Origin of the sequence: Bacillus sp. FSL K6-1284, assembly GCF_038002625.1 — a bacterium.
GTDB lineage: Bacteria > Bacillota > Bacilli > Bacillales > Bacillaceae > Bacillus > Bacillus paralicheniformis.
The window spans coordinates 1,555,120-1,581,677 of the sequence record NZ_JBBOCW010000001.1; the positions used below are offsets into that span (position 1 = coordinate 1,555,120).

Sequence of the window (26,558 nt, forward strand, 5' to 3'; positions counted from 1 at the left end):
CAATCCTTTTCTTATGGTTCTAATGGTTTTGCAGGAACTATATGAGCACCGTCTTTTGAATAATGTATTGTTCCCCTGGTAGTTTCAATATATTTACCAGTTTTCATGTCATATGCTTTACCTATTTTTTGGCCGAAGTCAACAACTTCCCTTCCCTTCCTTGGGAATTCTCCCGTGCCAGCATATTTATCAAGCAACTCTTGAGCTTTTTTATTATCCCCATAGAAGATACTCTTGGTTCTGCCATTTGCAATTTCTTGTTTATAATTTGGTGTTCCAGGAATATGTTTTTCTTGAGCTCCTGGTTTAACTTTTGCAGGGAAACCATTTACTTCACGGTACGGACCTTTTGGAACGGATTGTTTGCCGTAGGAAGGGGTTTTATCTACCTTCGCAACTTTCTTTCCAGCTTCTTCACCTTTAAATAACTTGAAGCCGCGCTTTCCGTACTTAAATGCCTTTCCGAAAGGTGTGACACTCAATCCGGCCATCAAACGATCACCATTATCTTTAACGATTTCGCCTGTCGCAAGGTCGTATCCAAACGCTGCTCTTACTGCATCATACACACCTGTAAATTCCATCGCTGTATCGAAATATTTAGCAAAGTCGCTTTTTTCCACATTCTCTGGAAGGGTGTAGGCGGGTTCTATCTTGACGATTGTATCACCATCTATGTATGCCCGGTAAAGCGTATCGTTAAATACTCTATAATCTTTTTTCAGTTCATTCAATTCCTCTTGGGTGTACTCTTTCTTGGAAACCTTTTGTGTCGCCAATTTTTTTAATCGATCTGGATCGGCGAGAGTGTTTACGTCCGCATCTTCTTTGTCTCCGACTTTTTTCAGCATGGCACCCATCGCTGTTTCTTGATTTCCACTCAAGGTATCCATCTCATCCGGCTTTAAAATCGCGCCTTTTTGATAACCGGTGATTTCAATTTTAGGGCCGGTATACATCTTTTCGAGCCGCGCCATGTATCTCTGCATCGTCTCAAGGTCGTTTTCAGCCGTTTTGAGGGCGTTGGTTTGCTCGCGGTCAAAAGCATGCAGCTTTTCAAGTGTTGTGCTGATTTCCTTTAACGCTTTCTGATTTTGCTCATGAAAACCGCTATCATTCAAATCCGGTAAATCAACGATATGACTGACTTTTGCGATCGTGGCGTTGGTCTTAGAAACCAAATTTTTTGTTGTTCGATCAGCGGCATTTAAGCCATTCTCCAACTCGTGTTCGAGAAAGGACTGTGAAATAAATCCGTTATGGTTGGGTTCCAGAGAATTTAGCGCGCTTTTCATTTTCTTCAGCGTGGAACTGTATTCCTCTATGAAAGCATCATAGAACTGTAGAAAAGGGGTGTGACATTCCTCGTAAAAGGCGCGGATCGCGTCGCCGCCTTTTCCTTTTAAAGCATCATCAAGTGATGTGATCCCTTCAACGGCCTTTTTGACTTTGGCGAATTCGTCTGATTGTTGTTTTAATTGTTCGAGCGTTTGATCAATTGCATTGTGCAGCGCTTGAACATCCAGCGTCTTCATGGCATTCTCCTCTAATCCTTTTCGTTAAATCAGTATAAAGTTTACCACTATACGGAAACCAATTGGGGAAAAAATCCTGTGGATCTCTGAAAATGAATCATAATGATTAGGTCAAAAAACCCAAAAGATAGTGTCGTTAGATTGTTGTTGTCAAGAATTGATGTTTTCTGTAAAATGATTACCATGAAGAAAAAGGAAATAACTTTGATTGATTTTTCTGAAAAATTACAATCTTGAGAGAAAGGAAGAGGATATGTGAGCGTCATACCTTATGATTTGGTTGCGACAAAAATGAATTTTTGGTACACCGCCTTAAAAAACAATTGGCCTGGTCAGGCAGAAGATACTAGAAAAGAAGTTGAAAAAGAAATAGATCAAATGGAAGAGAATCAAGACGTGCTTGTCTATTATAATTTATTGAAGTTCCGGCATAATCTTCAGTTTGATTATATGTACTCTGATCCAGGTGGGAATTTAGATGCACGCTTTGATGAATTTAAGAAAATTAGGGATCAGAATAATCTAGAAGGGATGTTGGAGTATTATTATCAATTCTTTGCAGGGATGTATCATTTCAGACAAAAGGAATTGATACTTGCGCTGAATTTTTATAGAAATGCTGAGAGACAACTTGATTCTTTTGAGTGCGATGAATTGGAGAGGGCCGAATTTTATTTCAAAGCATCAGAAGTGTATTACCATATGAAACAAACGTTCTTTTCCATGAACTATGCTACCCGTGCGTATAATATATACAAAAAATACGATACATACGGAGAACGTAGAGTCCAATGCCAGTTCATTTTAACGGGGAATCTAATTGACAAAATGTATCCAGAAAAAGCATTAATCAATTTACATAAAGCGCTTGAGGAATCAAATGATCTTGGTGCTGATCATTTAATTGGCTCATCGCATTTGAATCTTGGAATATGTTATAATCAGCTTGAAGAACTTGAAAAGTCATCCAATCATCTCCAAAAAGCCCTGGAAGTATATAAAGAGGGGAATCACAGTTTTATACCGAAAACTTTGTTTAACCTTGCCCACGTTAAAGCAAAGCAGGCTGAATGGAGCGCAGTCGATAACCTTTATTTTGAGGGACGAGACTTGGCTGAAAAAAATAGCAACTCATACGATCTCGCAAAACTTGAAATGCTAAAGGGGCTTTACTTGATTCATGATGTAGACTTGATTAGGGAGTCCTTTAAGTTCTTCAAAGACAATGGTCTGTATGCTGATATGGAAGACTACGGTGTCATCGCTGCAGAAGTTTTAGAGGGTAAAGAAAAAGTTCGGGATGCCTGTGAGTTCTACCGAATTGCATACGACGGAAGAAGACAAATTCAAAGGAGTGGGATTGTAGATGAAATCTAAGGTATTGATTTGTGCTGTTCTTTTATTAAGTGCAGTTGGCGTGATTGGTTCCTCATACATCCAAGCTGAAAATGCTTCTTATAAAGTTTCGGAGAGGTTAGCATCCTAATAACAAATAAACATTAATTAACTATTGAATGAATAATTAATTTGATATACATTCAGTACACATTTCATCATATCAATGGTAAAAGAAGAAAAGCCCTTCACATTTTCCGAAGGGCTTATTTCAATTCCACCCCAACAATAGCCTCAAATTTAATAAGAGTCGTGTCTCCTTTTGAATCCACGACAAGAAACATCTTGCGGATCTGATTTATGTAATGGATATGGCCCTCTATTTGAGCAGTCTCCCCGATTTCCAGTCCGCGACTTTGTTGCGGTCAAACGATTCTAGGTGATGAACGGTTTGACCGCCAATGGTATTTACGGGCCGAAGACGCGGGCAAAGTTGAATGACCTCTTAAATTAATCTTTGACCACTTTTTGACCTTCTTTATAGTATCTTTTCTGATTGCCTGAGATTTAATCACCGAATAAACCAAGAAATAAATCTGGTTGAGATCATGACGAATTCCGGGTGATTTAAAGGGTATGAAACGGAGGGTATGATTCGTTTTTTTAGCGGTTTTTGTATTTAAAATGAGCGTTAAGCTGTCCTTCGAGCATTTTCTTTCTGAGCTGCTGGTCGTTTTTCAGTCTCTGTTCTTTTTTGCGCATATCTTTGAGGATTTCTGCCGTCTGAACACCGTCTTCCCGCTTGTTTGCGATTTCCATCAGCCGTTCGACGTCAGCAAAGGAATACTTGCGCGTGCCTCTTGAAGAGCGCTGCGGATAGATCAGCTTGCGTTCTTCGTAATAGCGGATCTGCCTGACCGACAAACCCGTCAGCTCGCTGACAATGCCAATAGAAATCACTTTTTTATCTTTATAAGAAAGATCTTCGACTGTCATTTTCCCACCCCTAAGATGACTTTTTTTGTATTATATAAGAAAACGCGCGAAAAAACCTGACGTTTGTTAGAAAATCTAACATTGTTGAAAAACTTTTAAAAAAATCGCGGAAGAAAAGTTTACAGGAACCATGCAAGGGGTAAAAGTGTTTTGTATGCTGTAGATACAGACTGATGAGGGGGAATCATTGGATGAAGGAACACAAAGCGGTCTCACTCGCCAAAGAAATCGTTGCTTTAGACATTAAAAGAGACGAATTGCTCGAGACATTAATGAATCTTGCCGGAAAGGATGCGTTTCCGCTGCTGAGGGCAGTGCAGAACGGCTTTTATCAAAAGTCCTCTTAAATCCGGAAGCGGGAGTGAAAGCAAACTTTACACGGCCTTAAAGCCTGGTTAATAAATAAGGTCTATTCTTATATTACAACACACGAAAATGAAAGGAGAAGATCATGAGCAGGTTGTTAAAAAACGCTTTGGAAAAGGAAAGAAACCATTACTCAAAAAAACTGAGCTCACTCGGTGAGTATAATCAGGATGTTTTGCAGAGGATGACGATTACGGAGCTCAGAAAAGAATATTTTTATTTTTTCCGGAAAAATAAAGCCCGTGTTCAAAATCGGCCATTTTGAAAAAACGGGCTTCTTTTTAATATCTTAAAAAAAATAAGCAGGAGTTTTCTTTCGAATAACGAAAATATATACTTATAGAATATGGGAAAAGCATGACCCTTTCTTTTTCTACATTTGTAAGGGTTTTCATTTCCCGGGTTCATTTTAAGAAAATAGTATAAGAGGTAGATGATATGAGACTTTCGTTTAATGAGGAAGAAGTTCACCGTGCTATGTCGCTGTACAAGGTTTTTGCCAGGGCTTTTAAAAGCGTTTCAGAACATAGTATTCGGGACAGCAAGGAACACGGCTTTAATCCTACAGAATTTGCTGTATTGGAGCTTTTGTATACGAGGGGAGCCCAAAAGCTGCAGCAAATCGGCTCGAGGCTGCTCCTTGTAAGCGGAAACGTAACCTATGTGATCGACAAATTGGAAAAAAACGGTTTCATCAAACGAGAGCAGGACCCGAAAGATAAACGGTCTGTCTATGCGAATTTGACAGAGAAGGGAAAGGCATATCTCGATGAGATTTATCCGATCCACTCCCTGAGAATTGCGCGGGCTTTTTCAGGCTTGACAAAAGAGGAACAGGAGCAGCTGATGGCCCTTTTAAAAAAAGCCGGAATCCACAGCCAGCACCTATTGTTTCGCTGAAAAAGTCAATTTTCCGAACGGTCAATTTCTTTTAAGTGATCGAGAATAGCTTTGATCTGTTTGTCTTGGGGCTGTCTGAAGAAGCTTTCGAAAGGGCATCCGAGCTCCTTTGTGCGTTTGATGACAGCCTCCATCGTAAAATTTGAGGGTGCCAAGTCTGAATGGACTTCATCCCAAAACAGTGGTGCGGCCACTGTGCCAATCTCATTGCCTCTTGTGGAATACGGGCAGATGATCGTTTTTCCCGGAGCGTGCTGCACATAATCAATATAGAGTTTTCCGCCCCTGTTTTTAATCAGGCGTTCGGTTGTGAACAGATCGGGAAAAAGTGAGACGCAATAAGAAGCCGCAAAGCTTGTGAAAAGGCGGGTTTCTTCATAAGTAAAGGCGTTTTTTGAAATCGGAATATAGATTTGTATCCCTTTATTTCCCGACAGCTTTGGAAAAGACAAGAGGCCAAGCTGTTCAAATAAACGGTGCAATTCATTCGCGGCTCTGACGGCCTGTGGAAACTCCGACCTTGAAGGCGGATCGAGATCGAAAACGATTTCGGTCGGACGGGTCGTATCCGCTGTTTGAAAAGGGATATGGAACTCCAGCGCAAGCTGATTGGCAAGCCACAGCAGGACTGAATAATCGCTGCAGATGATATGCTCGTGCTCGTCATCCCGAATGGTCGTGATAAATTCGGGTGCGTAGTCGGGCTTGTTTTTTTGAAAAAAAGATTCTCCGCCGGAACCGTGCGGATAACGGATAACGGTAAGCGCCCGATTGTCGAGAAACGGAAGCAGAAAATCGCCGATTTCATTCAGATATCCAATGTAATCCGCTTTTGTTTTATTGCTTTTAGGAAAGATGACTTTATCAAGGCTTGTCAGCTGCAAATCGGGGTGGACGTTTCTTGAATGAAGCAGCAGGCGCTTGTAAGTACAATCTTCCCAAGCCATGTCAAATTCAAAAGAAACAAACGACACCTCGCGCAATGTCCCGTAATGAATCGTTAAATAATGGACCGTCATGCAAATCGACGGATCTATGGTATATTCGCCGGGCTTTGTTTCGGTTCCGTACTGCTTGACGATTGAAAGAATGGCGTTTCTTTCCTGTTCTCCGAGTCCGTGGGAAACCGAACCGACTTCTTTGATTTGACCGCGGTCATAGACGGCGATTGTCAAATAACGGTTTGCCATGTTGTAGCCTGTCATAAATACAGCTGCTTTTTTGTAGTTTTTGAGCTTGAGCCATTCGGCTGTTTTTTTATTTTCAGCCCAGCGGCTGTCTTTTTTCTTCGCAACAATTCCCTCGCCGTCAAACCTTTTAACAGCATTCCATAGAGCATGGAAATCTGAAGTGTCAGGGATGTATTGAATTCGTGCGTGAGCCATCGGATCGGGAGCCATCGGCAAGCCGAGTTCTTTCATCAGGTCGGAAAGCACGCGTTTTCGTTCGGTATAGGGGAGTGAGGTTAAACTTTCTCCTTTAAAGACCAGTAAATCAAAAACGAGGTACTGACACGGTTTCTTCGCGGCAGCTTGTTCAATCAACTCGGCCTTTTTGCTTAACCCTCTTTTTTGGACGTATTCAAACCGGGAACGAAAACGGTTTGTCAACGACACAATTTCCCCGTCAATCGTAATCGGCAAGTGTTCTTTGAGATTTTCGATCATGCTTTTTGCAAATTCCGTAATTTCCGGAAATGTGTTTTCGAGCGGCTGCGCGTTTCTGCTGATGAGCGAAACGTCGCCGGCCGCAGAAATTTTTAAAATCCCCCGATACCCGTCATACTTGGCTTCATACCGCCAATTGCCGCCTGAAGGAGCGGATGTGGTCAACACGGGTTGCATCGTAATTCCCATTTTTTATTTTGCCTCTGAAGCTTTTTTGCGCGACGTTTTTTTCTTTTTTTCCCCGGTTCCTTTTGCAACAGGCGTTTTTGCCGCTTCCCGGTCAGGCGCTTTTGTCCGTTCGATGCTGGCTTGGAGAGCGCTCACGAGATCGATGACATCCTCGCGCGGAGCGGCGGCTCCGGCATTTGGTGTGACACCCTCATTATGATCGATTTTCTCTTTGATTTTATCCATCAGCGCAAGTCTGTACGTATCTTCATATTGTTCAGGCGCAAATGTCGTCGTCAGCTCGTCTATTAGTGAAATCGCGGTTTGCAGCTCTTTTTCGTTGACCGCGGTTTCCTCCGGAACACCGGGTACGTGGGCCGCGTTTCGGACTTCATCAGGGTAGTGGATAGACTCCATTAAAATGCAGTTCTCGTAGACGCGAAGAATGGCGAGCTGTTTTTTGGAGCGGATGGTCATATGGGCGATTCCGATCTTTTCTGTTTTTCTGAGCGCTTCGCGCAAAAGTGAGTACGCTTTTACACCGTTATCTCCCGGTCCGACGAAATATGAACGGTTGAAATAGATGGGGTCGATTTCCTTTAGCTGGACAAAATCAACAATTTCGACAGCTTTGTCTTCCTGCTCTTCTTTGAGCTGTTTCAGCTCATCGTCCGATAAGACGACGTATTTGCCTTTAACATATTCGTAGCCTTTGACGATGTCGTCGGGCGCGATTTCCTGGTGGCAGTTTGTGCACTTTTTCTCATACTGAATCGGGGCGCGGCATTCTTTATGAAGCGACCTTAATTTAATATCCTTATCCTCTGTCGCTGCGAACAGTTTAATGGGGATATTGACAAGGCCGAAGCTGATTGAGCCTTTCCACATCGTATGCATCGGTTCGGTTCAACTCCTTTTCTTTTATTGATGCCTCTCTGCAGATTGTTTCATGAATAGCAACTTATGGATAACAGCGCGAAAAAAAAGCATCCAGGCTTCGGCCCGGATGCTTGCGGCGATACAGTGATTTGCTTGGGGAAAGCGCTTAGTTCGGCTCGGGTTCCTCCTGCAAAGACGGTCTGTTCTTTCTGGCGAGAGAAGAAGAAAAATATTGATATCTGCTTTTGCTTTTGTGCTTCGCGGCGTACATGGCCATGTCGGCTTTTCTCATCAGCTCATCACCGTCTGTTCCATCGGCCGGGGAAACGGCGATTCCGATGCTGACGGATGTTTTGAGGCGGTGCTCTTTAATGTGAAAAGGCGTTTCAAACTGACTGATCAATTGCCTGGTCAGCTGATCGGTTCCATGTAAAGGGGCGACAATGATAAATTCGTCACCGCCTAACCGGGCGATGAAGCCTTCATCAGGCACACAATGCGCCAAACGCTGTGCTGCTGCCACCAGCAGCAGATCTCCGACGTCGTGGCCAAGGGCGTCATTAAACACTTTGAAACGGTTTAAATCCAAAAACAATACGGCCGTCCCCGTCTTCTGCCGCTCCAGAGCATTTGCGAGATGGTCGACTGCATACCGTCTGTTTGGCAAATCTGTCAACGCGTCATAGTGAGCCATTCTATGGATTTTGCGTTCTGCTTCACGCTGGTTTGTCATATCTTTACAAATGACATAAATGCTGTCAAGCTGCTTTCTGACGTACACCGGTATCAGCGTCACATTTACATCAAAACGCTTTTCAGCTATTTCGATTTCCGTGTCGCGGTTGAGGGCCTGTTTTTCATTTTGGACCTGAAGAAACCAGTTGAGCAGTCTGTCATGATCCTCCTGTCGAAAAAACGAAGACAGGCGCTCAGGCTCAACTCCCATTTTTTCAAGAAGGCTGTATCCCGATGAATTGGCGGAAAGCATTTTGCCTTCAAGCGAAAACACGTAGATCGGATCAATGTTGTGGTTAATTAAGGACTGGAACCGTTCCTCATTATCTTTGATTTTCTCGATATGAAACAGCAGACGCTTGTCAGTGAAGGCGCCGAAAATCAAGAAGCATTGAAGCATCAGGCTGACAAGTACGATCATAATGCCCAGTTCAATTGCATCGATTCCTTCGCGGCCTGTATCACGGCCGTCAGTCATGAAAAGCGTAGCTGCTGCCATTCCTGTATAGTGCATGCCGGAAATGGCGCCGCCCATTAAAAGCGCGCTTCCGATTTTAATGAACAAGATCCGAAAGGAGCCGGTTTTTTTGGCGAATACCACTGACAGTTTTAAGGCAGCGAAGGAGGCGAAAATGGCGATTGCAAAAGAGGCGGCATAAAGAACGGGATGATAGACGATTGTCATATTCTCCATCGCCTCCATCCCGAGAAAATGCATGGATGCGATCGCACTTCCCATTGCAAGGGAGCCCGCCGCCAGTCTTGCATTCGTCGGTTCTTTTCCATTCACAACATAAAATGAAATGAGCGAGCCTGCGAAAGCGGCAACAATCGAAAGCAAGACGAATCTCAAATCGTATTTCATTTCTTCGGCTGTCTGAAATGACAGCATCCCGATAAAGTGCATAGACCAGATACCAAGCCCCATCGTGAGGGATCCGGCCAAAAGCCATCCGATATTTTTCCTGCCCTTTGTATGGACGACCCGTTCCGATAAATCAAGGGCTGTGTATGCTGCCAAAACCGCAGTGATATAGGATAAAAGAACGAACCATCCATTATATTCACCAAAAACTTCTGTCACTTTCTTCTCCGCCTTTTTGTACTATGATGAAAAATCTGAATTTCTATACTGTATTATGAAAGGCCAGACTGCCGTACTCTTAACCGTTGACATAAAAAAGCGGCAATAGCGCTACATCCGGTATAATTCGTGAATTATACTATATATAATGAAATTCGCCAATAAAAAATGATATCCTTCTGCTCTTTCTAAGGAGGACTTCCCATTTTGCTCTTCAATTTTCCTGAATTGTGTTAAAATCGTTTTTGTACGTTCTTTGGAACTTGAAATTATCAATCGTCAAAGGTTGTGGTCGATATCGAGGAGTTTATTTTATCATTGGCTGAGGCGTTTAAGAGCCTCTCGTATTTAGGGATTTTTCTGGCGCTGTGCATCGAATTCGTGCCGGCTGAAATCGTTCTGCCGCTTGCCGGCTACTGGGTGTATCAAGGCGATATGTTGCTGATCGGGGTCGTTGCCGCAGGTTCACTGGGAGGTGTCGCAGGTCCGCTGACGCTTTACTGGCTCGGGAGGTACGGGGGGCGGCCGTTTTTGGAGCGCTACGGCAAATACTTCTTCATTAAGCCTGAAGCGCTCGAAAAATCGGACAGGTTTTTTGAAAAGCACGGGGGGTTTGTCGCATTCAGCGGCCGGTTTATACCGGGCATCAGAACGCTGATTTCCATTCCGTGCGGACTCGCTAGAATGAACGTGTGGGTGTTTTGTATTTATACATTCCTTGCGATCACGCCGATTACGTTCGTCTATGTCTATTTAGGCTTTTACCTCGGCGAAAACTGGAGCAAAGTCGGCAGCCTATTGGACGGATACCTTCTTCCGGTCGGCATCGGATTCATCGTTTTGTTCGTTCTTTACCTTTGGGTGAAAGGCAGGCGGAAGAAAGTCAAATCGCAAAGCGTTTCAACTTTTTTAAATAAAAATAAGGATTGACAGCCGGGCGCATATGAGGTTAATATTATCTTATAATTCAATATTTTCTTTTATCCCAAAGGGGAGTAGCGTCCGGATGTTAAAACCGGAAACAAAGTCGTCAGTTCATGGATGTTCATCCATCGGCTTTGTTGGCATGATTTAATCAATGATAACCATGTCTAGCAAGACCTTTGCCTAATGTTGGCAGAGGTCTTTTTTGTTTTCTGAAAATACCCTGCTGCATTAGCGGGAATAAGAGAAAGAGACAATCACTTAGGAGGAATTATAAAATGGATGCAGCATTATTACTTGAATATGGTTGGGTTCTTCTCATCCTAGTCGGGCTGGAAGGTATTTTGGCCGCGGACAATGCCCTCGTCATGGCGGTCATGGTTAAACACTTGCCTGAAAAAGACAGAAAAAAAGCGCTCTTCTACGGGTTGGCCGGCGCGTTTGTGATGAGGTTCGGCGCTTTGTTTGCGATCTCTTTTCTTGTCAACGTCTGGCAGGTGCAGGCGATCGGCGCCGTCTATCTGCTTTACATCTCCATTCACCATATTTTGAAAACCCATGTTTTCAAAAAGGACGAAAAGGTGAAAGAGTCGAAGCAAAGCGGTTTTTGGCCGACGGTTATCAAAGTTGAGCTGGCGGACATCGCGTTTGCCGTCGACTCGATTTTGGCGGCGGTTGCGCTGGCTGTCACACTTCCGGCAACGAACCTGCCGCAAATCGGCGGACTTGACGGCGGACAGTTCATGGTGATTTTAGCCGGTGGGATTATCGGACTGATTATTATGCGTTTTGCTGCAAGTCAATTTGTGAACTTGTTAAAGAAACGTCCGAGCCTGGAAACGGCTGCTTTTCTGATTGTCGGCTGGGTTGGTGTGAAACTGACGCTCTATACGCTCGCACACCCGCAAATCAACATCGTCTCTGAACATTTTATTCATTCAGGTACTTGGAAGTTCATCTTCTGGGCGGTGCTGATCGCTATTGCGCTCGGGGGATGGTTTATGACAAATCCGAACAAACACGAGAATAAAGCTGCAGAGGAGTAAACAGCTTTCGCCAGACTGCCGGTCTTTCACCGGCGGTCTTTTTTGTTTGCCCGCACTGGGAAGCACCAGGGATGATTGCCCTAGTCCAACCGAAATAAGATTTCATTTTATTAACAGGCGTGTTACAAAAACGGCGGGAAAACCCCCTTAATCGTCAAACAGATCACGAATTGTTCTAGGAGATCAAACAAATCATTGTCACAATTGAAAAATTAGAAATGAATACCGCGTTTTCTCCTTTGCGATTCCCTATCAAATTAGCTATCATTAATGAGTAGTATAGGGAGGAACTGAGGTGAAACCAGTGCTTAGCCTTTTGTTTAAGACAGGAAAAAAGAAACAACAATCATTAGAAGAGTCTGTAATAAGCATACAAAAAGGAAATCAGCAGTTGCAAAACGAGCTTATCCATCAGTATAAGCCTTTTGTGGCTAAAACGGTTTCATCCGTGTGCAAACGATATATAGATGAAAAAGATGATGAATTCAGCATCGGCTTGATTGCATTCAATGAAGCCATTGAAAAATATTCTTCTGATAAAGGAAATTCTCTGCTGGCATTTGCAGAGCTGATCATTAAGCGCAAAGTCATTGATTATATCAGAAAAGAAGCGAGAAATGCCCAGAATATCAATATGGACATGCAAGAAGGAGAAGAACAGGAATCCTCTCAAAGCATGATTGAAGCGGAGCTTTCCATTTATGAATTCAACCGCATGCTCGAACAGGAGCAGAGGCGGGAGGAGATTTTCCATTTTAAAGAAAGGCTTAAAAGTTTTGGCCTGTCTTTTTCCGATTTGCTGGAGCATTCGCCGAAACATACGGATGCAAGGCAAAACGCCATCAAAGTGGCATATACGCTAGTCGAACATGAAGAGTTAAAAAAGATCTTGTTTGAAAAAAAGCAGCTTCCCGTCAAACAGCTTGAAAAGCTGGTGGCTGTCAGCAGAAAAACCGTAGAGAGAAACCGCAAATATATCATTGCTATGGCGATCATTATAACGGGCGATTATGTTTATCTTAAAGATTATCTAAAAGGGGTGCTCAATTCATGAGAAGAGGAATTATTGTAGAAAAAAATAAAAAATTCGTCACATTGCTAACCCCTGACGGACAATTTTTAAAAGCAAAGAGCACAGAGGAAGATTATGAAATCGGTCAGGAAATAGCTTTTCCCGCGGAGACAAGAATGTCGAGGAAGCGTGCGGGCTTTTTTGATCTGCTTTCGCTCCGTCCGCTGAAAGCAGGCGTTTTTTCAATCGCGGCGATCATGCTGCTCGCTTTCATGATCATCCCTGATGTTTTAAACAATAAAGCATATGCCTATATGACGATCGATATCAATCCAAGCTTTGAATTGACACTCAACAAAAACTGTGAAGTGATCGATTTGGTGCCGCTGAACGAGGATGGGAAGGACTTAATGAGCAGTATAGAAAATTGGGAAAAGTCTGACTTTAAAGAAGTGATCAGTGAAATTGTCGAAGACAGCGATAAGAGCGGTTATGTCACCGAATCAAAAGAAGTGCTTATCGCCACCGTATATGAAAACAATAAAGATGACACATATAAGGCGACGGTAAAAAGCGAAATCGATCATGTAGCGAAAAAATACGAGCAGCAGAACTATAAGATGGAAGCGGTGGAATCAGACCTGGATACGCGTGCAAAAGCACAAAAAGAAGGCATCTCAACAGGCCGTTATATCCGTTCCCACAAAGATGAATTAGAAGACAAAAACAAAGATGATGACAATGAAGATAACAAAGATGATCAAAATCAGGGAGAAGACACAGGAGAAAAAGAGAAAGCTGTGAAAGAAGAAGATCAGCCGGAACAACATACAGATGATGAAGAATCAGATACGGAAGATCATCCGGACGGCGAAAAACCTTCAGATCAAGATCACTCTCAATCTGATCAAGAAATGGAAAAAGAAAAGGAGTCAAAATCCCCTAATACCGAAAACCCTCAAGAACATAACCATAATGACAAAGACGGTCAGCAGTCGGAGGAAGGAACGCAGAAAGGCGGTTCCGGCACAAATCAAGAGAGCCCTAAAACTCCTTACCAAAAGGAGAAAAAACCTTCTGACCAAACAAATCAACAAGAATATCCGCCGAGCGGGCCCGGCGAATAAACCATAGCGTATTTATTTGTCAGTATGCCCATTCATTTGAGCTTGTGCCTGCTGTACAAGTCGTTTTGTCATTTCCCCGCCTACAGACCCGTTTGAGCGAGCGACCGAGTCCGAGCCGAGCTGGACGCCGAACTCCTGGGCGATTTCATATTTGAACTGGTCTAAAACCTGCTCCGCCCCGGGAACGACGAGTTTATTCGTTCTTGCCATGATTCTCAACTCCTTTTTCAATTGGTACTGCTTGTTTAGTTTGAAATGGACTGAGGCTTTTTATGCTGGCAATTGTTGAAGGTGTAAAAAAACGCCTGGCTCAGGTAGCCAGGCGCGCCGGTCAGCGGCGATTACTTCATATCATATTTTAAGAAGACGCTGTCAATCATGGAATGGGCGGTCGCCTGTATGTGCGAAGCGATAACGGATAGCACCGTGATAGCGGTGATATCTCTCGCTTTGTTCCATTCGGGATCGGCCAGATCTTGATAAAAACCGCGGAGCTGTCCAGTCTGCTCGATGACGATTTTTTCGAGCGCCGATTCATTCAGCGTATAGTCTTTGATCCGGTACACATAATCGAGAACCCGCGCGTACCCTTCATAAAAGCGCAGCGGACTCACCACATCATCTGAGCGGTCTGTAATCGTATTAAAAACCGTTGTTAAGATCGGACGGATCGTTTCGAAGTCATAAACCGATTTTAAGTCTCGTACAATGAGAAGGATGACGGCTTGGTCGATGGAATATTTTTTGCCGAGTTCCGGATGTCCCATCAAATCTTTTATATCGCGTTTGATCCAGTTTTGGATGGCTGTCGATTTTAAGGATGTCAGTTCGCACAAATTTCCAAGTTCAACAATTTCATTTGTGGAAAGCCCGTGTTCCGTTTTTGGTTTTTTTCGTTCGTACCGGACAATGAATTCGGGGATGTCCAAATTGTCTTCCGGCTCATCGGGCGCCAAATCGGCCGATCTCAAAAGAATCGCAAGCGGACTGACATCCAGCTGCCCTTTTAAAGCGTACATCAGTTTGGCCATTTCCAGGCGAGTCAGTTTAAAAGGTTTCATCATTCCACCTCATTATGTATTAAAATGAAATAGCAAACAATATAAACATTATCTTACGTCTTATCACTTGCATTTTCAATTCTATGCCGTATAATTTTATTATACGAGTTCATTTGATCTTATTATAACATGGAGGTAATCATGGGAAAAAGAATCTTTCTCTTTCTTTTATCGAACATTTTAGTCATTACGACGATCGGTATCGTGTTGTCCATTATCGGTTCGCTGACAGGCGTAGGCACGTATTTCACGGCTGGCGGCGGCATCGATATTGTTGCGCTTCTCGTATTCAGTGCGGTTGTCGGCTTTGTCGGCTCCTTTATGTCGCTTTTGATGTCAAGATGGATGGCGAAAATGGCGATGGGCGTTCAGGTGCTGAATCCTGATAAGCAAACGCTCAGCTACGAAGAGCAGCAGCTCGTTGACCGGGTATATAAGCTGTCCCGCGCCGCCGGACTGACAAAGATGCCTGAAGTCGGCATCTACAATTCACGCGAAGTGAATGCCTTTGCGACCGGGCCGTCCAAAAACCGCTCGCTTGTCGCTGTATCGACGGGTCTTCTTCAGGAAATGGATGACGACGCAGTGGAAGGCGTTCTTGCTCACGAAGTCGCGCATATCGCAAACGGCGATATGGTGACGATGACGCTCCTTCAGGGAATCGTCAACACGTTTGTTGTTTTCTTCGCCCGGATTGCGGCATGGGCTGTTTCACGCGTTGTCCGTGAAGAGCTGGCGCCGATCGTTCACTTTATCGCGGTCATCGTATTCCAAATTGTGTTTTCCATTCTCGGAAGCCTTGTCGTGTTTGCGTACTCCCGCCACCGCGAATATCATGCGGATAGAGGAGGAGCAGACCTTGCAGGCAAGGACAAGATGATTCACGCGCTCCGCTCGCTTGAGCAGTACACTTCAAGAGTCAAAGAAGAGCAGGCATCTGTTGCCACTTTGAAAATCAACGGGAAAAAGCACACATCGCTTTTCTCAACACACCCTGATTTAAGCGACAGAATCCGCCGTTTGGAAGCAAAATAATCAATAAGCAAACCCCCTTGAAAAAGGGGGTTTGCTTTTTAAATTTAAAAATCGAAAATCGGCTGTACATAAGAGCATGTTTCCTTTAAAATGGAACACGTTATACACAAGAAGCTACTTTTGAATATTGAAAAGAAGGAACGATTATGAAGGTTTTATTGAGAAAACTACTGCGCGTGCTGTCTCCTGTACAGCTGATCGCGCTCTATTATTTTTTGGCGGTGACGGTTTCCGTTATATTATTGAGTCTGCCCGTTGCACACAAGAATGATGTGGAATGGTCATTTATCGATGCCCTTTTTACTGCGGTGAGCGCAGTGAGTGTAACCGGTTTGACGGTTGTTGATACAGCTGATACATTCAGCACGGCGGGAATTTGGATTTTGGCGTTTGTTCTGCAGTTTGGCGGGATCGGTGTGATGGCGCTCGGAACATTCGTCTGGCTGATTTTCGGCAAGCGGATCGGTTTGAAAGAGCGCCGGCTGATTATGACCGATCAAAATCAATCCAACTTATCGGGCCTTGTCAAGCTGATGAAGCACGTGCTCGGCTTGATCCTGCTGATCGAACTGTTTGGCGGGCTGATTCTCGGCACTTACTTTTTAAAGTATTTTGATACACCTGGGGAAGCCTTTATACACGGGTTTTTTACGAGTATCAGCGCAACGACCAATGCCGGTTTTGATATTACCGGCAACTCGCTGATTCCGTTTCAGCACGATTATTTTGTCCAGTTTATCGTCATCATGCTGTTGATTTTGGGTGCGATCGGCTTCCCGGTGCTGATTGAGGTAAAGGATTTTCTGCTCAGCAAAGAGCGCAAATTCACTTTCAGCCTGTTTACCAAACTGACATCAGTCACTTTTTTCCTTTTAGTGATTGGAGGCGCGATCGGCATATTCGCCACGGAAGCGCGCTTTGCCTTTTCAGGAAAATCGTGGCACGAAGTCATATTCTATTCGCTGTTCCAGTCGACGACGACCAGGAGCGGCGGACTCGCGACGATCGACATCAGCCAATTCACGCATACGACCATTTTGTTTATGTGCATGCTCATGTTCATCGGCGCTTCGCCAAGCTCTGTCGGCGGGGGCATCCGGACAACGACCTTTGCCTTAAACCTGTTGGCGCTGTATCACTTCGCGCGGGGAAATAAATCGGTGAAGATTTTCAAACGTGAACTGCACCAGGCGGACTTAATGAAGTCATTGATTGTGACGCTGATGGCGGTTATTCTCGTTTTCGGCTCGACACTCATTTTGACAATGACGGAAAAACATTCTTTGCTTGAACTGCTGTTTGAAGTGTGTTCCGCCTTCGGTACGACCGGCTTGTCGATGGGCATTACTTCAGATTTGAGCACGATCGGCAAAAGTGTCATCATCCTTCTGATGTTCATCGGCCGAATCGGCATTGTCACGCTGCTTTATTTATTCGGCAGAAAAGAAATCGAAGCGAACTACCATTATCCAAAGGAAAGAATAATTATCGGATAAGAAAGACAGTTTAGTTAAACTGTCTTTTTTTATGATCATAAAGTCGGTCGCTGTATTTATTTGTATGATATAATGCTTAAATGGCGGATTGAAAAAAAGGGGGAAGCAACGATGAAAATGAGAGTCATCCATTTGTTTATAGCCGCCGGATTTCTATTGCTCGCCGGAGCCTGTTCTAACGAGCCGACAGCAAAAGAAAGCATGGATCAATATGTAAACAAATGGAACGATCAAAAATTTGAAGAAATGTATGAACAGCTGTCGGCTGAAGCGCAAAAATCGATTTCAAAAGACGATTTTATCAAGCGCAATCAATCCATTTATGAACAGATCGGAGTTTCCGATTTGAAGGTTTCAGCCGTCGATAACGATGAAGATGAAAAAAATAAAGAGAAAAAAGATGCAGTGACAATACCGTATAAAGTCAGCATGAATACATTGGCCGGCCCCGTTTCTTTTGAAGGGAAGGCAAAGCTTGTCAAAGAAAAAAAAGGCGGTGACACGTCATGGAAAGTCAACTGGAACCCATCCTTTATTTTTTCACAGCTGAAGGAAGGGGAGACCATCCGGATTACCGCCAAGGAACCAGCGAGAGGCATCATTTATGACAGAAACGGAAAGAAACTCGCTACGAATGCGACAGTGCCTGAAATCGGCGTCGTTCCGAGGCAGCTCGGAGATGATAAAGATGGTGTCATCAAAAAGCTCGCGAACATGCTTGACATGGAAAAAGAAGACATCGAAAAACAGCTGTCCGCAAGCTGGGTGACGGACGAATCATTCGTTCCCTTGAAAAAAGTGAAGCCTGGTAGCACAGAGCTTCTTAAAAAAGCGACCTCTCTTCCCGGGGTTTTGAAACAAGACACGCAATCAAGATACTATCCTTACGGTGAAAAAGCCGCACATCTTACCGGTTACATACGGCCGATTACCGAAGAGGAATTAAAGCAGAATAAAGAAGGCTACAGCGAGCATTCACTGCTCGGAATCGTCGGTCTCGAACACATTTATGAAAAAGAACTCAGAGGAGAAATCGGCTGGACGATTTCGATTCCTGAATCAAACGCGACGGTTGCCTCAAAGGATGCAAAAGACGGAAAAGACATCCATACCACGATCGATATCAACAAACAGGAAGAACTGTACAACCAGTTAAAAGATGACTCCGGTGCTGCCGTTGCGTTAGAGCCGCAGACTGGAGAAACGTTGGCGCTTGTCAGCGCGCCTTCATACGATCCGAACGGGTTTTTGTTTGGCTGGAAAAAAGGAGAATGGGAAAAACTCAACAAAGATGCGTCTGCGCCATTCACCTCTAAATTTAATAAAACCTATGCTCCGGGTTCAACGATCAAACCGATCACGGCTTCAATCGGTCTGAAAAATGACGCGATCAAAGCGGATGAACCTAAGAAGATCGAAGGGAAGGAATGGCAGAAAGATTCGTCATGGGGCGGATATAAAGTCACACGGGTTTCCGATCGATTAAGCGATGTCAACCTGGAAAACGCGCTGATCACTTCCGACAACATTTATTTCGCGCAGACCGCCCTTGACACAGGGAAGGATCAATTTGTCGAAGGCCTGAAATCATTCGGCTTCGAGGAAAAACTTGATTATGAATTCCCGACGAAGTCTTCCTCCATATCAAACGAAGGAATCGACTCGGATATTCTCCTTGCCGATTCAGGATACGGACAGGGGCAAATGCTGATGTCGCCGATACACCTCGCGGCAAGCTATACGCCTTTCTTGAACGATGGTAATCTGATCAAGCCGCACCTGATCAAAAAGGACGGCGAAGAGAAAGAAATATGGCATAAAAACGTACTGCCCACAGGCGGAGCAGAAGCGATTACAAAAGGATTGAAAGGCGTTGTAGAAGACCCTCGCGGCTCGGCTTACAAGCCGGTTGTCAAAGGGCTCACGATCGCAGGGAAAACGGGAACGGCCGAGCTGAAAACGAAGAAAGACGAAAAAGGTAAAGAAAACGGCTGGTTCACCGCTTATGATTACAAAAACAAAAACCTTTTAATCACGATGATGATCGAGGATGTGTCAGATCGCGGCGGCAGCTCATATGTCGTCAATAAAGTGAAAAAAGTGTTTAAATAAGCACCCTTCAGGGTGCTTATTTTTTTGCCGAAAACTGGATGTGTGGAATGTACGGAAACGGAAAGGATATGGATGAAACGACAAAAGAAAGGAATGTCACCATGAAAAGAAAAGTTGCCAGAAATGAAGCGGCTCTTAACAATAAAACGCCTGCTGAAAGCATGCATGATCATCAATACATGACCCAATATGATGCCGAAAACGGAGACAGGGGCGCCAACCGCAACTCGAAACAAGGGAAGCAGGGAGAATCACGCCAATGAAAAAACATCAAAAAAGCAAGGATATGCAAAACCATAAAAAACCGATGAATCCAGATGTGCTTCAAGAGGAATTTTCAAACGAACTGGGCGATGTCAACGCCTTTAAATTGATTGATGTGATCGAGAACAATAAAAAGAAGAACAAAAAGGCGGACGGACAGCAGCGGGATAAAGATTAAAACTGCGGATCAAACGAGAAAGGTGCAAATCGGAAACGATTTGCACCTTCATTTATTTTAAATAAGGGTTATATCCGTTGTCTTTTTTCAACATCCTCATTAAATTCGTCATTTTCAATTCGATGAATGGCTGGGCGACCGTTTTCACAAATCCGCTTGATAAGCAGAAAGTTAAAATCGCCGTGGCGATGATTAATAGTGTCAGACTTTGATAATCGGCAAGCCATTCTTCCGCTCCCGTTTTTCTGAACGACTTGATGATAAAGCCGTGCAGCAGATAGACATAAAATGTGCGCGTTCCCCACAGGGTAAAGAAATACCGCCTTTCAGGCACAAGCGCCATGAACGCGAAGGTTGAAGCGAACGTGATGACGAGGAGCGCCACTCGGTTTAACCCGCTTTTTATCCCGACATCGCCGAATTCCGAATAGGGTTTGGACCCGAACAGCCAGGAGTAATCGAAGTCTACAAAAAAGTAGAAAACGAACGTTGCTGCTAAAACGGCTAGAGCGGCCTGCTTGCCTTTCCAGCCTCTCAGTATTTTAAAATGGTCTTTTTGCAAATAATAGCCCGCCAAAAAGACCGGGAAGAAAACAAACGTGCGGGACAGGCTGAGCGTGTTGCTGATCAAGTCGATATATCCGACAAGAACGGCGATCGCAAAGCTTGCGGCAAACGCCCATTTCGCCGGCAGTTTTGTGAATGGAAACAACAGGATATTCCAAAAGAACAGGCTCAGCAAAAACCAAAGCGACCATTGCGGTTCAATCGGATTTGCGGCCGTTAAGCTTTGATCATCGATAAAGGAATAAAACAGCGTATAGATTCCCTGGAAAATCAAATAAGGAACAATCAGCTTCCAGGCGATTTTTTTGACATAGCCGGGGCGGTTGAACCCTTTTGCAAAATAGCCTGATATGAGAATAAAAGCAGGCATATGAAACGTGTAAATAAATTTATAAATATGAAGCAGAGCATCATTATCATGAATATAGGACCTGATTATATGTCCGAATACGACGAGAAAAATTAATAGGAATTTTGCATTGTCGAAATAGCTGTCGCGCGAAGTCGCCATAACATCACCCTTTCACAAACATTTTCAGGAGACGCCGGTGCGGGAAGCGTCTGAACCCCGGAACATTCTTTCCGGAATGACGTCTTCCACCAGTCTGGCCTCATTTTAAAATTTTAAAATAGAAAGCATGTGTTTTCCTATGCATTAAGTCTTATTGTTAGGTCGATGTAATTGAACAGTAAGGAACTTTTATATCGTCATCTTCCTGTAAAATAGGCGGAAAGGTTGTAAAAGTTCGAAACAAATGAAGGAAGATTTTCCGGTTTGTAGAATAATTGGAGGACAGGTTTTCAAGAAGGAGTGTAATAAATGGAGGAAACTCTTGATTTGAATGAATCCTTAAATCTGCAAAACCAGCTGAACAGACTGAAGAAAGAGAACGCCAAGCTGAAAGCGGATTTGTATCAGTATGAGCTGCTGTTTAACGGGACGCTGGACGCTATTTTTATATTGGATAAACAGATGAACATCATCCAGGCGAATGATGCCGCCTGCAAAATTCTGCAAAGCCAAAAAAAGAATTTGCTGGACCGGTCGGCGCTCGACTTCCTGCACGCCGTCCCGCCGGATGAACTGAACCAGAGCATTCAACGCTTTTTGGAGCGGGGATATGCGAAAAAAGAAGTGGCCATCAGGCTTGACAACGGATCTGTCAAATATATCGAGTTTACTGCAAGCAAAGGAATCGGTGAAGACTGCTATTTTGTCGTCATGAGGGACATTTCATCGAAAAAAATATTGGAGCGGGAGCGCACCATTAATGAAAAGCTGTTTAAAGATTTGTTTCACCGCGCGGTTGAAGGAATCGTCATCTTTGATAAACAAGGCTGTTTCATCGATGCGAACCATTCGTTTTGCCAGAGCTTCGAAATTGAAAAAACAGAGCTTTCAAAACTGAAGCTGTCTCAATTCGTATCCCCTGAAAACAAGGGGCGGCTCGATAAAATCTGGAATGCTCTTTTCAGAAGAGGGAAAGCAAAAGGGGAGCTTCCTGTCCGGCTCAGATCAGGAGAAGACCGGCTGTTTGAGCTTACGATAACCTCGAACATTTTAAACGGCTTTTACATGTCGATTATGAGGGATATTACCGAGAAGCGCTCGATGGAAAAACAGCTGTTTAAAAGCGAAGAACGCTTTAGAGAAGTCTTTGAAAATGCGATGGATGCCATTATACTGATGAATAACGACGGCCGCATCGTCAAAGCGAACCAGTCGGCCTGCAAAATCTTCGAACTGCCGATGGAACAGCTTCTCAACAAGAAGATGACCGATTTTATTGATCAAACCGATCAGAGGTACCATGCCATTCAAAAGCAGTATGATCAAAAAGGGGAAATCCGGGCGGAACTGCTGTTTCGTATGGCAAACGGACAATATAAAGAGCTTGAGTTCACGTCAAAACGGATCATGTTCGACAGCCAGGACCTAACCATTTTAAGAAATGTCAGCGACAGAAAACGAATGGAACAAGAATTGCGGGAAAGCGAATTGAAGTTCAGAAAAGTATTCAACGGATCAATGGACGGAATCGTTCTTTTCAACAACCAGTACGACATTATCGATGCGAACCCCCTTGCCGGAAAAATTCTCAGCACCCCTCTTGAACAGCTGAAAACGTCCAATCTACTTGATGTCATCTCCGGCTATCATATAGAAAACGCAGCTTCTCCCGCTAAAACGATTTCCTTAGAAGAAATGGACAATGACATCCCATTCCTGCTGAGCGACCAAAAACGGATTCTTGAATTTTCATTTAAAAGAAATATCATTCAAAATATGAACTTGGCGATGCTCAGAGACGTGACAGAACGAAAAGAGCTTGAAGAGCGGCTCCGCAAGTCTGATACCCTTCACGTCGTCGGCGAACTCGCAGCCGGAATTGCCCATGAAATCCGCAACCCGATGACGGCGCTAAAAGGATTTATCCAACTGCTGAAAGGCAGCATCCAAAATGAGGATCACGCGCTTTACTTTAATGTCATCACATCAGAACTCAAAAGGATTGAATCGATTATTACGGAGTTTCTCATCCTTGCAAAACCGCAGGCGATTATGTATGAAGAAAAAAATATCGTCAAAATCATGCAGGACACAATGGATTTGCTGCACGCACAGGCAAACCTTGACAACGTTCAGATGCATCTGAAGTGCGAAGGCGGCATTCCGCTGATTTATTGCGAGCCGAATCAGCTGAAACAGGTATTTATCAACATTTTGAAAAATGCGATTGAAGTGATGCCTGACGGAGGCAACGTATATGTGTCGATCAAACCGAAAGGAGACGACCATATCATTATCTCGCTTGCTGACGAAGGAATCGGCATGACAGAAGACAAATTGAAGAGGCTCGGCGAACCTTTTTACACGACAAAAGAACGGGGCACTGGACTCGGGCTCATGGTCAGTTATAAAATTATTGAAGAGCATAATGGAAAAATCGAAGTTGAAAGTGAAGAAGGGAGAGGCACGACATTCCATCTGACTCTCCCGATCAGACAGCATCATGAGGAGGAGGCTTAATCGCATCGTGGGCTTTTATATTGAAATGACCTCGCCTTTTGGACAAGCTTACATTGTCGAGGAAAATCACCACATTACACATTTGCTATTTGAAAAAGATGAACTAAAACAGCTCCAGCAAGACGGCTTGGAGCTTCGCCGGACCGAAACGGAATTGTTGAAGGAGGCAAAGCGCCAGCTCGAAGAATATTTCAGGGGGGAGCGGAAGACGTTCACCCTTCCTCTCCGCCAGGATGGAACCCCGTTTCAGAAAAAAGTGTGGGAGGCGCTGCAGTTGATCCCGTACGGTGAATCACGGAGCTATTTAGATATCGCGTGCGCCGTCGGGAATCCGAAAGCGGTTCGCGCAATCGGCCAGGCCAATAAAAGAAATGCGCTGCCGATTTTGATCCCGTGCCACCGTGTCATCGGCAAAAATCGTTCTTTAACGGGGTACTCCGGAAATGAAACGGATAAAAAAGCGGTGCTGCTCGACATCGAAAATATTGCGTATAAGGGAAAATAATATTCGAGCACGCCGTTTCTTTTTTTCGTCAGCGACATATAATTTTATTAAGTTAAAAATGTTGGTCTTGGTAAAAAAGGAGGACGAATAAGTGAAAACGAACCGCCCGAACAAAATAGCAGGATACGCGGAATTGTTCGTCAAGCTGCACGTGTTGACCGAAGAGCAGAAGAAAGACATCATCAAATCGATTAAAATCCGCTAAAGCGGCCTAAGTAAGGGCTTCAGCGGAAAACAGCGCTTCAATTTCTTCTTCAAACCTGTCTGTGATAATCCCTTTTTCCGTAATGATGCCTGAGATTAAATCGTGCGGCGTGATATCAAAAGCAGGGTTGAACACTGGCACCTCTTGCGGAGCTATTTGCGTTCCGTTTATCAGCCTGACTTCATCCGGATCGCGTTCTTCAATCGGAATGTCGTCGCCGCATGAAATCGAAACATCAAAAGTTGACAGGGGAGCGGCGATAAAAAACGGGATTTGAAAGGCTTTGGCGAGGATTGCCAAGCCGTATGTTCCGATTTTATTGGCTGTATCTCCGTTTCTCGCGATCCTGTCCGCTCCGACAATGACGGCTGAAATGTTTTTTTCTTTCATCGTATGGGCAGCCATGCTGTCTGTAATCAGCGTCACGTCAATTCCCCCCTGCATAAGCTCCCACGCCGTCAGGCGCGCCCCTTGCAGGACAGGCCTCGTTTCACAGGCATAAATATGAAGGTCGAGGTCCTTTGTTTTGGCAAGATAAAACGGGGAAAGGGCCGTACCGTACCTGCTTGTCGCAATCGAGCCGGCGTTGCAGATGGTCATGATGCTGTCACCCGATTTGAACAAATGCAGTGCATTCTGTCCGATTTGCCGGCACGTTTCTTCGTCTTCAACCTGGATCTGAATGGCTTCATGGATCAGATTTGTTTTTGCTTCATTGACCGATTTTGCGTCCTCCGCACTTATTACCAGCCGATTGAGAGCCCAGGATAAATTGACGGCTGTCGGCCTTGCCTGATTGAGTTCATCTTTGATTTTTCCGAGTTCCACCAGAAACGCGGAAACGTCAGATGTATTGATGCTTTGTGCGCAAAGGGCGAGTCCGAAGGCGGCTGTAATGCCGATGGCAGGTGCACCCCTCACTTTCAGCGTTTGAATCGCATCATAGACGTCTTCTTTTGTTGTGAGGTGCAGGTATTCCGTCTTTTCGGGAAGCTTTTGCTGGTTCAGAATTTTTACCGATGCTTCTTCCCATTCGACAGAGCGGGGCACCGCAAATTGTTCAGGCATGTCATTCACTCCTTAAGTGCGTTCCGAAACGCTTCAATCAAGTCTTTTGGCGTCCGGAAACCACTGCGTTTTTCTATGAATGCTGCGCCTATTTTAAGGGCGAGCTTTTTTTGGCTGATTCTCCGGGAAAACGGAACGATTGTTTCAAGGTCCGCCACATGGGCAAGGCCGATCGTCCGGCGGATCATTTCGCAGCCGGCAAAGCCTGCTGCGTCTTCAAACGCCTGCTTCAGAACTGATTCAAGGCGTCCTTTCTCATTTTTGCAAGCGTCAAGAGCATCGTTTTCCCATGCTTCGCTGAATGTCCGGCTGAACGTATGCCAGACGGTCTCGACATGGCGGTATAAAGGAGCCCGCCTGTTTTCTTCGCGGGAAAGCGCGTGCAGCAGCAGGTTGGCGATAAACTGTCCAATGTCAAACCCGATCGGGCCGAAAAACGCAAATTCAGGGTCGATGATTTTCGTTTCGGCTTCTTCACTTGCGAAAATGCTGCCTGTATGAAGGTCGCCGTGGATCAGCGTTTCCTCTGCGGACAAAAAGCGCTGTTTCAGTTTTGCCGCTTCAATTTTTAATGCTTCATTGCGCCAAAGATCTTCCGCTTCATCGCGAAGCTCTTCTTCGAAATCGTTTGTCTCATGATCAAAGAAAGGGTCTGTGAACACAAGGCTTTCTGTAATATCGCACAGATCCGGATTCGTAAACTGCTTCACAAGCCGCCCTTTAACTGTTGGGTCAAGTGCATATTCAGACGAGTAAAAATGTGTTTTTCCAAGGAATTCTCCGATGTCTTCCGACAGGTGCGGATAATCCTTCCCGTCAATCAGTCCTTTTCTGGCGATTTCCAAGTGAGAAAGGTCTTCCAATACGGTAACGGCAAGCTCGGTGTCAGAATAGTACACGTTCGGGACAAGGTGCGGGACATGCTCGGCTTGGCGGATCAGCGCACTGCTTTCGATTCTCGCCCTGTCAAGCGACAGCGGCCAGCTTTCGCCGACGACTTTCGCATAAGGCACCGCCTGTTTGATGATCAGCCCTTTTTGCTGCTCTTTGTCATACACGCGGAAGACCAGATTCAAGTTTCCGTCCCCGATCTCCCGGCATGTCAGGGTGCTTTTGCTTGGAAAAAGCCCGAGGCGGACGGCCAGCGCGGCCGCGGAGCTTTCGGTCAAAGTTTCGTATGCTGCGGTTTTCGTTACGGTCATGTGTGATTCCCCCTAAATGTCGTTAACAATAAAAAAGCCTCTTTCTCATCGAGAGAAAGA

The 26,558-nt window shown here is 44.5% G+C and carries 26 protein-coding genes and 1 pseudogene; 17 read left to right on the forward strand and 10 right to left on the reverse strand.

The genetic code is table 11. The annotated features are described in order from the left end of the window. Positions 1 to 11: 11 nt before the first annotated feature. Positions 12 to 1,535, reverse strand: coding sequence for a T7SS effector LXG polymorphic toxin (locus MHB72_RS08075; protein ID WP_016886587.1), 1,524 nt, complete (start codon positions 1,533 to 1,535; stop codon positions 12 to 14). A gap of 255 nt (positions 1,536 to 1,790) precedes the next feature. On the opposite strand from MHB72_RS08075, the gene MHB72_RS08080 reads away from it, so the two are divergent. Together MHB72_RS08080 and MHB72_RS08090 are read left to right on the forward strand one after the other, a co-directional pair. Beyond that, entirely contained in the window at positions 1,791 to 2,912 is a 1,122-nt protein-coding gene (locus tag MHB72_RS08080; RefSeq protein WP_340902273.1) for a Rap family tetratricopeptide repeat protein, read from the forward strand. Between the two features lie 379 nt (positions 2,913 to 3,291). Further along, positions 3,292 to 3,384: pseudogene (locus MHB72_RS08090) on the forward strand (peptidoglycan-binding domain-containing protein); the annotation flags it as partial. 149 nt (positions 3,385 to 3,533) lie between these two features. On the opposite strand, the gene MHB72_RS08095 reads toward MHB72_RS08090, so the two are convergent. Then, positions 3,534 to 3,866 carry a MerR family transcriptional regulator gene (locus MHB72_RS08095; protein ID WP_020451114.1) on the reverse strand — a complete coding sequence of 111 codons (333 nt, stop codon included), beginning with the start codon at positions 3,864 to 3,866 and terminating at the stop codon, positions 3,534 to 3,536. A gap of 191 nt (positions 3,867 to 4,057) precedes the next feature. Between MHB72_RS08095 and MHB72_RS08100 the strand changes: the two genes are divergently transcribed. From MHB72_RS08100 to MHB72_RS08110, 3 genes are all read left to right on the forward strand, one after another. Then, positions 4,058 to 4,213, forward strand: a complete 156-nt coding sequence (locus MHB72_RS08100; protein ID WP_020451115.1) for a hypothetical protein — start codon at positions 4,058 to 4,060, stop codon at positions 4,211 to 4,213. 104 nt (positions 4,214 to 4,317) lie between these two features. Then, positions 4,318 to 4,497 (forward strand): hypothetical protein, encoded by a 180-nt coding sequence (locus tag MHB72_RS08105; RefSeq protein ID WP_020451116.1) that lies wholly within the window; start codon positions 4,318 to 4,320, stop codon positions 4,495 to 4,497. Positions 4,498 to 4,670: 173 nt separating this feature from the next. Next, positions 4,671 to 5,132, forward strand: a complete 462-nt coding sequence (locus tag MHB72_RS08110; protein WP_020451117.1) for a MarR family winged helix-turn-helix transcriptional regulator — start codon at positions 4,671 to 4,673, stop codon at positions 5,130 to 5,132. A 5-nt stretch (positions 5,133 to 5,137) separates the two neighbouring features. Here the strand turns inward: MHB72_RS08110 and MHB72_RS08115 are convergent, their stop codons facing one another. The 3 genes from MHB72_RS08115 to MHB72_RS08125 form a co-directional block, all read right to left on the reverse strand. Beyond that, entirely contained in the window at positions 5,138 to 6,988 is a 1,851-nt protein-coding gene (locus tag MHB72_RS08115) for a DNA ligase D (RefSeq protein WP_216920435.1), read from the reverse strand. Positions 6,989 to 6,991: 3 nt separating this feature from the next. Continuing rightward, positions 6,992 to 7,864, reverse strand: coding sequence for a non-homologous end joining protein Ku (gene ku / locus MHB72_RS08120; protein WP_026579818.1), 873 nt, complete (start codon positions 7,862 to 7,864; stop codon positions 6,992 to 6,994). A 148-nt stretch (positions 7,865 to 8,012) separates the two neighbouring features. After that, on the reverse strand, positions 8,013 to 9,665 hold the full coding sequence (locus tag MHB72_RS08125; protein WP_023856782.1) for a diguanylate cyclase domain-containing protein: 1,653 nt from the start codon (positions 9,663 to 9,665) through the stop codon (positions 8,013 to 8,015). A 288-nt stretch (positions 9,666 to 9,953) separates the two neighbouring features. Here MHB72_RS08125 and MHB72_RS08130 point away from each other — a divergent pair, with 288 nt between their 5' ends. The 4 genes from MHB72_RS08130 to MHB72_RS08145 all read left to right on the forward strand — a co-directional run bounded on the left by MHB72_RS08130 (position 9,954) and on the right by MHB72_RS08145 (position 13,774). Further along, positions 9,954 to 10,595, forward strand: a complete 642-nt coding sequence (locus tag MHB72_RS08130) for a DedA family protein (protein WP_026579816.1) — start codon at positions 9,954 to 9,956, stop codon at positions 10,593 to 10,595. Between the two features lie 272 nt (positions 10,596 to 10,867). Then, positions 10,868 to 11,635, forward strand: a complete 768-nt coding sequence (locus MHB72_RS08135; protein WP_020451122.1) for a TerC family protein — start codon at positions 10,868 to 10,870, stop codon at positions 11,633 to 11,635. A gap of 295 nt (positions 11,636 to 11,930) precedes the next feature. Next, a complete protein-coding gene (gene sigI / locus MHB72_RS08140; RefSeq protein WP_020451123.1) occupies positions 11,931 to 12,689 on the forward strand; it encodes an RNA polymerase sigma factor SigI in 759 nt (252 codons plus the stop codon). Continuing rightward, positions 12,686 to 13,774 carry an anti-sigma factor domain-containing protein gene (locus MHB72_RS08145; RefSeq protein ID WP_216920437.1) on the forward strand — a complete coding sequence of 363 codons (1,089 nt, stop codon included), beginning with the start codon at positions 12,686 to 12,688 and terminating at the stop codon, positions 13,772 to 13,774. Before sigI ends, MHB72_RS08145 begins: the two co-directional genes overlap by 4 nt. Positions 13,775 to 13,786: 12 nt before the next feature. Here MHB72_RS08145 and MHB72_RS08150 read toward each other — a convergent pair whose 3' ends face one another. Both MHB72_RS08150 and MHB72_RS08155 read right to left on the reverse strand, forming a co-directional pair. Continuing rightward, positions 13,787 to 13,984: an alpha/beta-type small acid-soluble spore protein gene (locus MHB72_RS08150; RefSeq protein ID WP_020451125.1), complete on the reverse strand. Its 198-nt coding sequence runs from the start codon at positions 13,982 to 13,984 to the stop codon at positions 13,787 to 13,789. A gap of 131 nt (positions 13,985 to 14,115) precedes the next feature. Then, complete coding sequence (locus MHB72_RS08155; RefSeq protein WP_216920439.1) at positions 14,116 to 14,835, reverse strand: DUF1836 domain-containing protein; 720 nt, start codon at positions 14,833 to 14,835, stop codon at positions 14,116 to 14,118. Between the two features lie 141 nt (positions 14,836 to 14,976). On the opposite strand from MHB72_RS08155, the gene htpX reads away from it, so the two are divergent. From htpX to MHB72_RS08180, 5 genes are all read left to right on the forward strand, one after another. Beyond that, positions 14,977 to 15,870, forward strand: a complete 894-nt coding sequence (gene htpX / locus MHB72_RS08160) for a protease HtpX (RefSeq protein WP_020451127.1) — start codon at positions 14,977 to 14,979, stop codon at positions 15,868 to 15,870. Between the two features lie 146 nt (positions 15,871 to 16,016). Continuing rightward, positions 16,017 to 17,366, forward strand: a complete 1,350-nt coding sequence (locus tag MHB72_RS08165) for a TrkH family potassium uptake protein (RefSeq protein ID WP_145652510.1) — start codon at positions 16,017 to 16,019, stop codon at positions 17,364 to 17,366. A 111-nt stretch (positions 17,367 to 17,477) separates the two neighbouring features. Beyond that, positions 17,478 to 19,478 carry a penicillin-binding transpeptidase domain-containing protein gene (locus tag MHB72_RS08170; protein ID WP_216920441.1) on the forward strand — a complete coding sequence of 667 codons (2,001 nt, stop codon included), beginning with the start codon at positions 17,478 to 17,480 and terminating at the stop codon, positions 19,476 to 19,478. Positions 19,479 to 19,525: 47 nt separating this feature from the next. Further along, positions 19,526 to 19,741, forward strand: a complete 216-nt coding sequence (locus tag MHB72_RS08175) for a hypothetical protein (protein WP_101560789.1) — start codon at positions 19,526 to 19,528, stop codon at positions 19,739 to 19,741. Beyond that, entirely contained in the window at positions 19,738 to 19,920 is a 183-nt protein-coding gene (locus MHB72_RS08180) for a hypothetical protein (RefSeq protein WP_020451131.1), read from the forward strand. The genes MHB72_RS08175 and MHB72_RS08180 overlap by 4 nt, the downstream gene beginning before the upstream one ends. Positions 19,921 to 19,972: 52 nt before the next feature. Here MHB72_RS08180 and MHB72_RS08185 read toward each other — a convergent pair whose 3' ends face one another. After that, positions 19,973 to 20,998, reverse strand: coding sequence for an acyltransferase family protein (locus MHB72_RS08185; protein ID WP_020451132.1), 1,026 nt, complete (start codon positions 20,996 to 20,998; stop codon positions 19,973 to 19,975). 309 nt (positions 20,999 to 21,307) lie between these two features. Between MHB72_RS08185 and MHB72_RS08190 the strand changes: the two genes are divergently transcribed. The 3 genes from MHB72_RS08190 (at position 21,308) to MHB72_RS08200 (ending at position 24,228) form a co-directional block, all read left to right on the forward strand. Beyond that, positions 21,308 to 23,518 carry a PAS domain-containing sensor histidine kinase gene (locus MHB72_RS08190; RefSeq protein ID WP_020451133.1) on the forward strand — a complete coding sequence of 737 codons (2,211 nt, stop codon included), beginning with the start codon at positions 21,308 to 21,310 and terminating at the stop codon, positions 23,516 to 23,518. 7 nt (positions 23,519 to 23,525) lie between these two features. Further along, the gene (locus tag MHB72_RS08195) at positions 23,526 to 24,023 is read left to right on the forward strand and encodes a methylated-DNA--[protein]-cysteine S-methyltransferase (RefSeq protein ID WP_020451134.1); all 498 of its coding nucleotides are present in this window, start codon (positions 23,526 to 23,528) and stop codon (positions 24,021 to 24,023) included. Positions 24,024 to 24,114: 91 nt separating this feature from the next. After that, positions 24,115 to 24,228, forward strand: coding sequence for a hypothetical protein (locus MHB72_RS08200; protein WP_023857319.1), 114 nt, complete (start codon positions 24,115 to 24,117; stop codon positions 24,226 to 24,228). Positions 24,229 to 24,234: 6 nt separating this feature from the next. On the opposite strand, the gene mtnA is transcribed toward MHB72_RS08200, so the two are convergent. After that, on the reverse strand, positions 24,235 to 25,296 hold the full coding sequence (gene mtnA, locus MHB72_RS08205; RefSeq protein ID WP_195536248.1) for an S-methyl-5-thioribose-1-phosphate isomerase: 1,062 nt from the start codon (positions 25,294 to 25,296) through the stop codon (positions 24,235 to 24,237). 5 nt (positions 25,297 to 25,301) lie between these two features. Next, positions 25,302 to 26,498 carry an S-methyl-5-thioribose kinase gene (mtnK, locus tag MHB72_RS08210; protein WP_020451136.1) on the reverse strand — a complete coding sequence of 399 codons (1,197 nt, stop codon included), beginning with the start codon at positions 26,496 to 26,498 and terminating at the stop codon, positions 25,302 to 25,304. Between the last annotated feature and the right edge of the window lie 60 nt (positions 26,499 to 26,558).

Excerpts from the sequence above, each read along its gene's own strand:
- MHB72_RS08075 (WP_016886587.1), bottom strand. The coding sequence starts at position 1,535 with ATGAAGACGCTGGATGTTCAAGCGCTGCACAATGCAATTGATCAAACG.
- MHB72_RS08095 (WP_020451114.1), bottom strand. The coding sequence starts at position 3,866 with ATGACAGTCGAAGATCTTTCTTATAAAGATAAAAAAGTGATTTCTATT.
- MHB72_RS08100 (WP_020451115.1), top strand. The coding sequence starts at position 4,058 with ATGAAGGAACACAAAGCGGTCTCACTCGCCAAAGAAATCGTTGCTTTA.
- MHB72_RS08105 (WP_020451116.1), top strand. The coding sequence starts at position 4,318 with ATGAGCAGGTTGTTAAAAAACGCTTTGGAAAAGGAAAGAAACCATTAC.
- MHB72_RS08110 (WP_020451117.1), top strand. The coding sequence starts at position 4,671 with ATGAGACTTTCGTTTAATGAGGAAGAAGTTCACCGTGCTATGTCGCTG.
- MHB72_RS08115 (WP_216920435.1), bottom strand. The coding sequence starts at position 6,988 with ATGGGAATTACGATGCAACCCGTGTTGACCACATCCGCTCCTTCAGGC.
- ku (WP_026579818.1), bottom strand. The coding sequence starts at position 7,864 with ATGCATACGATGTGGAAAGGCTCAATCAGCTTCGGCCTTGTCAATATC.
- MHB72_RS08135 (WP_020451122.1), top strand. The coding sequence starts at position 10,868 with ATGGATGCAGCATTATTACTTGAATATGGTTGGGTTCTTCTCATCCTA.
- MHB72_RS08145 (WP_216920437.1), top strand. The coding sequence starts at position 12,686 with ATGAGAAGAGGAATTATTGTAGAAAAAAATAAAAAATTCGTCACATTG.
- MHB72_RS08150 (WP_020451125.1), bottom strand. The coding sequence starts at position 13,984 with ATGGCAAGAACGAATAAACTCGTCGTTCCCGGGGCGGAGCAGGTTTTA.
- MHB72_RS08155 (WP_216920439.1), bottom strand. The coding sequence starts at position 14,835 with ATGAAACCTTTTAAACTGACTCGCCTGGAAATGGCCAAACTGATGTAC.
- htpX (WP_020451127.1), top strand. The coding sequence starts at position 14,977 with ATGGGAAAAAGAATCTTTCTCTTTCTTTTATCGAACATTTTAGTCATT.
- MHB72_RS08165 (WP_145652510.1), top strand. The coding sequence starts at position 16,017 with ATGAAGGTTTTATTGAGAAAACTACTGCGCGTGCTGTCTCCTGTACAG.
- MHB72_RS08170 (WP_216920441.1), top strand. The coding sequence starts at position 17,478 with ATGAAAATGAGAGTCATCCATTTGTTTATAGCCGCCGGATTTCTATTG.
- MHB72_RS08175 (WP_101560789.1), top strand. The coding sequence starts at position 19,526 with ATGTACGGAAACGGAAAGGATATGGATGAAACGACAAAAGAAAGGAAT.
- MHB72_RS08180 (WP_020451131.1), top strand. The coding sequence starts at position 19,738 with ATGAAAAAACATCAAAAAAGCAAGGATATGCAAAACCATAAAAAACCG.
- MHB72_RS08185 (WP_020451132.1), bottom strand. The coding sequence starts at position 20,998 with ATGGCGACTTCGCGCGACAGCTATTTCGACAATGCAAAATTCCTATTA.
- MHB72_RS08190 (WP_020451133.1), top strand. The coding sequence starts at position 21,308 with ATGGAGGAAACTCTTGATTTGAATGAATCCTTAAATCTGCAAAACCAG.
- mtnA (WP_195536248.1), bottom strand. The coding sequence starts at position 25,296 with ATGCCTGAACAATTTGCGGTGCCCCGCTCTGTCGAATGGGAAGAAGCA.
- mtnK (WP_020451136.1), bottom strand. The coding sequence starts at position 26,498 with ATGACCGTAACGAAAACCGCAGCATACGAAACTTTGACCGAAAGCTCC.